The 4,369-nt window shown below is 72.8% G+C and carries 5 protein-coding genes and 1 pseudogene; 2 read left to right on the top strand and 4 right to left on the bottom strand.

Annotated features, from left to right (window positions below; translation table 11 throughout):
- Both ACXJKL_RS15495 and ACXJKL_RS15490 read right to left on the bottom strand, forming a co-directional pair.
- A pseudogene (locus ACXJKL_RS15495) lies at window positions 1-218 on the bottom strand (HhH-GPD-type base excision DNA repair protein); the annotation flags it as partial.
- 21 nt (window positions 219-239) lie between these two features.
- Window positions 240-437 carry a DUF1918 domain-containing protein gene (locus ACXJKL_RS15490; RefSeq protein ID WP_457207929.1) on the bottom strand — a complete coding sequence of 66 codons (198 nt, stop codon included), beginning with the start codon at window positions 435-437 and terminating at the stop codon, window positions 240-242.
- A 205-nt stretch (window positions 438-642) separates the two neighbouring features.
- On the opposite strand from ACXJKL_RS15490, the gene ACXJKL_RS15485 reads away from it, so the two are divergent.
- On the top strand, window positions 643-1,662 hold the full coding sequence (locus tag ACXJKL_RS15485) for a zinc-dependent alcohol dehydrogenase family protein (RefSeq protein ID WP_457207928.1): 1,020 nt from the start codon (window positions 643-645) through the stop codon (window positions 1,660-1,662).
- Here ACXJKL_RS15485 and ACXJKL_RS15480 read toward each other — a convergent pair.
- Window positions 1,649-2,050, bottom strand: a complete 402-nt coding sequence (locus ACXJKL_RS15480) for a universal stress protein (protein WP_457207927.1) — start codon at window positions 2,048-2,050, stop codon at window positions 1,649-1,651. The two genes, ACXJKL_RS15485 and ACXJKL_RS15480, sit on opposite strands and share 14 nt — an antisense overlap.
- A 134-nt stretch (window positions 2,051-2,184) precedes the next feature.
- On the opposite strand from ACXJKL_RS15480, the gene ACXJKL_RS15475 reads away from it, so the two are divergent.
- Window positions 2,185-2,652 carry a hypothetical protein gene (locus ACXJKL_RS15475; RefSeq protein ID WP_457207926.1) on the top strand — a complete coding sequence of 156 codons (468 nt, stop codon included), beginning with the start codon at window positions 2,185-2,187 and terminating at the stop codon, window positions 2,650-2,652.
- Window positions 2,653-2,668: 16 nt separating this feature from the next.
- Here the strand turns inward: ACXJKL_RS15475 and ACXJKL_RS15470 are convergent, their stop codons facing one another.
- Entirely contained in the window at window positions 2,669-4,135 is a 1,467-nt protein-coding gene (locus ACXJKL_RS15470; RefSeq protein ID WP_457207925.1) for a glutamate-cysteine ligase family protein, read from the bottom strand.
- Window positions 4,136-4,369 lie beyond the last annotated feature (234 nt).

The raw sequence follows: 4,369 nt of genomic DNA, 5'->3' as shown, positions 1-4,369 counted from the left end.
GCCGGGGTCGTGGCCGCCATCGCGGCGAACTCCTCCGGGTCGGCGGCCGCGATCGCCGCCGGCTCCATGGTGCCGAAGCGGTCCAGGACCTTGGCCGGACCGCGGAAGGCATGCTCCATCGGGTACTGCTGGTCCAGCATCATCCCCACCAGCAGGGCGAAGGGGGACTCGTCGAGGACCTTGTCGGCGGCCGGGTCACCGGTGATGTGGAGAGCCATGCCCGCAGTATCCCGCACCGCTCAGCCGGGGTGCTCGAAGTGGTGGACCTCCGCGTCCGGGCCGGGGTAGACGAGTCCGACGTGACCCGTGTCCTCCCAGCGCACGAGGTACGGCGGGCTGCCGTCGGGGTGCCGCACCTCCAGTACCTCCCCGTCACGGACCGGCTCGTCGACGTGCTGGCTGTGCACGATCAACCTGTCTCCCACGGCGGCGTACACGGCGTCCTCCTCGTCTGCAGGCCCCGTCGGGGGGCCGCGGTGCCTCGATTGTTCGCTTCCTGACCGGTCCCGTGCAGGGCCAGAGGTCACGTGTCGCGGGCCGACGTGCTGCCCCGTGCCGGCGGGACCTTCGAAGACCGGCTGGGGACCTTCCGCCCTCGACCCGGCCGGCACGTCCCCCGGACGCTGGGGCCATGGGAATGACGTGACCGGCGACACGGGTCGGATGCGGGCGTGGGTGGTGAGCGGGCGCCCGGGAGGTCCGGGGCGCCTCGAGCGAGTGGTGCGCGACGTACCGCTCGCCGCCGACGGCGAGGTGCTGGTGCGGGTGACCGCGTGCGGCGTGTGCCGGACCGATCTGCACCTGGCCGACCTGGAGCTGGCGCCACGATCGCCACAGGTGGTCCCCGGGCACGAGGTCGTGGGCCGGGTCGTCGCGCTGGGCCGGGGGTCCGGGCGCTTCGCGGTCGGGGACCGTGTCGGGGTGGCCTGGCTGCGGCGGACGTGCGGGAGCTGCAGCGCCTGTCGCCGCGGTCGCGAGAACCTGTGCCGGTCCTCGGAGTACACCGGCTGGGACCGCGACGGCGGTTTCGCGGAGTACGCCGTCGCTCCCGAGGCCTTCGTGTACGCCCTCCCTGCCCGGTTCACCGACGAGGAGGCCGCTCCCCTGCTCTGCTCCGGGATCATCGGCTACCGGGCACTCAAGCGCGCGGCGCTGCCCCCGGGCGGGAGGTTGGGGATCTACGGATTCGGGGCCAGCGCCCACCTGACGGCGCAGCTGGCGCTCGCGCGCGGGGCGGAGGTGCACGTCCTGACCCGCGGCAGTGCGGCTCGCGCCCTGGCCACCGAGCTCGGCGCGACGTCGGTCGGTCCCGCCGACGGCCGGCCGCCGGTGCTGCTCGACTCGGCCATCCTCTTCGCCCCGGTGGGCGAGCTGGTGCCCACCGCCCTCGCGGCGCTGGACCAGGGCGGCACCCTGGCGGTGGCAGGCATCCACCTGTCCGACATCCCGGGGCTGGACTACGACCGCGACCTGTTCCGGGAGCGCACCCTGACCAGCGTCACCGCCAACACCCGGTCCGACGGCGAGGAGCTGCTGCGCCTCGCGGAGCTGCTCGACCTGCGACCCCGGGTGACGCAGTACTCGTTCGACGAGGTCGACCGGGCGCTGGCCGACCTCGCCGACGGCGCGGTGACGGGTGCGGCCGTGGTCAGTCGGCCTTGACCGCCAGGACCGGGCAGTGGGCGTCGAGCAGGATGCGCTGCGCGTTGCTGCCCAGGATCAGCTTGCCGACCGGCGAGCGGCGGCGCAGCCCGATGACGAGGAGCTCGGCGGAGTTGGCCTCGGCCAGGCTGATGAGGTCCTCGGCCGGCTCGAAGCCGCGGACCAGCTGCCGGATGTCGTACTCGAGGCCGGACTCGTCCAGCGTCGCGCGGACGTGCTCCATGTCGGTGTCGGCCGCCCTGGCCCGCGTCTCGTCGTAGTCGTGGCCGCCCCGGTGCGAGTTGACCACCACGAGCCTGCTGCCGCGCAGCTTGGCCTCGGAGATGGCGGTGGCCAGCGCGGCCTCGCCCTCGGGCTTGGGGACGTATCCGACGACGACGGTACCCATGGTGTCTCCTTCTGCAGACCGACCCCGCATCGGTGCGGGACGGGGTGGTTGGCACCGTACCCAATCCCGGCGGCCAGCGGGAGGCTGTGGACGACGACGCGCGCGAACCGGTCCGTGAGGGCAGGCTGTCGCCCATGCCGGTGCTGGCTCCGATCTCGCGCGCGACCCACGTCGCGCTGCGCGAGGCAGTGCTCGACTTCCGGGAGTCCGACCACCGTCGCCGGCCACCGCCCGCCGTGCACGTCGGCCTGCCGGGACACCACCCGGCCTGCTTCGTCGACGAGCCCGGCAGCGGGACGGACGCGACCCTGGCCGCCGACATCGTCTCCGCGCTGCTGCAACGCTCGCGGCGCGAGCTGGGTGCGCGGCTGGGTACGCCGACCCCGGTGCCCGTGGTCTGGCTGACCCGCGCCGGCTCCCTGGCCGCGCACGACGCCGACGTGCTGTGGTCGGTGGCGACCAGGACGGCGTACGCGGAGGCCGGCCTGGAGGCCACCTTCGTGGTGGTGACGCGGGACGGCTGGCTGGACCCGGTCACGGGAGCACGCCGCGAGTGGCGGCGGCTGCGACGCCGGTCAGGGTCTGGCCCGCGGCCGCCCTGACCCGCGGGTCGGGCCCTCAGTCCCCCCAGGTGTGGACGGGCTCGTTGGTGTGCATCCGGCTCCGGTAGTCCTGCAGCGTGGCGCGGAGCGCGTCGTACGTCTCCATGTCCGAGCGCCGGCGCATCTGGCCCACGAACCAGTCGGCGCCGGTCATCCCGAGCAGGCAGCGCTGCTCGATGATGCCGAGCAGGCGGTCGCGGACGTCGGCCTCGACCCCCCACGCGTCGAGCCCCTGGTGAGCCATCGGGAGGAGCCGTCGCAGCACCAGCTCGGTGGCACGGACCTGGCCGATACCCGGCCAGTAGATCTGCGCATCGACGCCCTGCTGGGCGGCGACGTGGAAGTTCTCCTCGGCCGCCGAGAACGACATCTGGGACCACAGCGGCCGCTCACTCTCGGCGAGGTGGCGGACCAGTCCGAAGTAGAAGGCGGCGTTGGCGATGGTGTCGGCGACCGTGGGACCCGCGGCGAGCAGCCGGTTCTCGACCCGCAGGTGCGGCACCCCGTGGGCGATGTCGTAGACCGGACGGTTCCAGCGGTAGATGGTGCCGTTGTGGAGCCGGAGCTCGGAGAGCTCGGGCGTGCCGCCGGACTCGAGCACCTCGAGCGGGTCCTCCTCGTCGGTGATGGGGAGCAGCGCGGGGAAGTAGCGGACGTTCTCCTCGAACAGGTCGAAAACCGAGGTGACCCACCGCTCGCCGAACCACACGCGCGGGCGGACCCCCTGGACCTTGAGCTCCTCGCTGCGGGTGTCCGTGGCCTGCTCGAACAGCGGGATGCGGGTCTCGCGCCACAGCTCCTTGCCCAGGAGGTAGGGCGAGTTGGCGGCCACCGCGAGCTGGACGCCGGCGATCGCCTGGGAGGCGTTCCAGTAGGCGGCGAAGTCGTCCGGGGCGGTCTGGACGTGGAACTGGGTGCTGGTGCACGCCGCCTCCGGAACGATCGAGTCCGCCGTCGTCGACAGTCGGTCTCGTCCGGAGATGTTGATGGTGATGTCCTCGCCGCGTGCGTCGAGGATCTGCTCGCTGAGCAGCTTGTAGCGGGGGTTGGCGCTGAGCGAGGCGCGGGACATGTGGCCCTCGGCGAGGGTCGGCAGGATGCCGATCATCACCTGGTGCGCGCCGACCTCGCTGGAGGCCGCCTCGGCGTCGTTGAGCGAGCGCCGCAGGCTGTCCTCGAACGTCGTCAGTCCGCCCTCGCGCAGGGTGGCCGGAGGCACGTTGATCTCGATGTTGAACTGGCCCAGCTCGGTCTGGAAGTCGGGTTGGGCGATCGCCTCCAGCACCTCCGCGTTCTTGAGCGCCGGGTCCCCGCGGTCGTCGACCAGGTTGAGCTCGACCTCCAGCCCGGTCATCGGGTCGTCGGTGTCGAAACGGGCCTCGCGCAGCATCCGGGCGAAGACGTCGAGATTGCGGCGCACCTTCTCCCGGTGGCGCGTCCGGTCAGCCCGCGAGAACTCCTGCTGCTCGACTTCTTCACCCATGGGAGGGACCCTAGCCACGCGCGACCCTCCGGGAACAGGCGTCACCCCCCGCGGGATGGGTGCGCAGGCCTCTCCTGGTCCCCCTCCTCAGGCTGCTCCGCGGTCCAGGCCCGCCCGGAACGTCTCCCACAGCTCGGGTGAGCAGGCCTCGTCCAGCAGGTCGGCCACCAGCCGCGCCAGCGAGTGGCTGGGCTCGACGGYGCGGCACCGCTCGACCGCGCACCACGCCAGGGC

The sequence above is a fragment of the Nocardioides sp. P5_C9_2 genome, assembly GCF_054049555.1.
Note: the sequence above shows the minus strand (reverse complement) of the source record. Positions and strands in the feature narration are given on the sequence as shown.

Coding starts and splice junctions, on each gene's coding strand:
- ACXJKL_RS15480 (WP_457207927.1), bottom strand. CDS start 2,050: ATGGGTACCGTCGTCGTCGGATACGTCCCCAAGCCCGAGGGCGAGGCC.
- ACXJKL_RS15475 (WP_457207926.1), top strand. CDS start 2,185: ATGCCGGTGCTGGCTCCGATCTCGCGCGCGACCCACGTCGCGCTGCGC.
- ACXJKL_RS15470 (WP_457207925.1), bottom strand. CDS start 4,135: ATGGGTGAAGAAGTCGAGCAGCAGGAGTTCTCGCGGGCTGACCGGACG.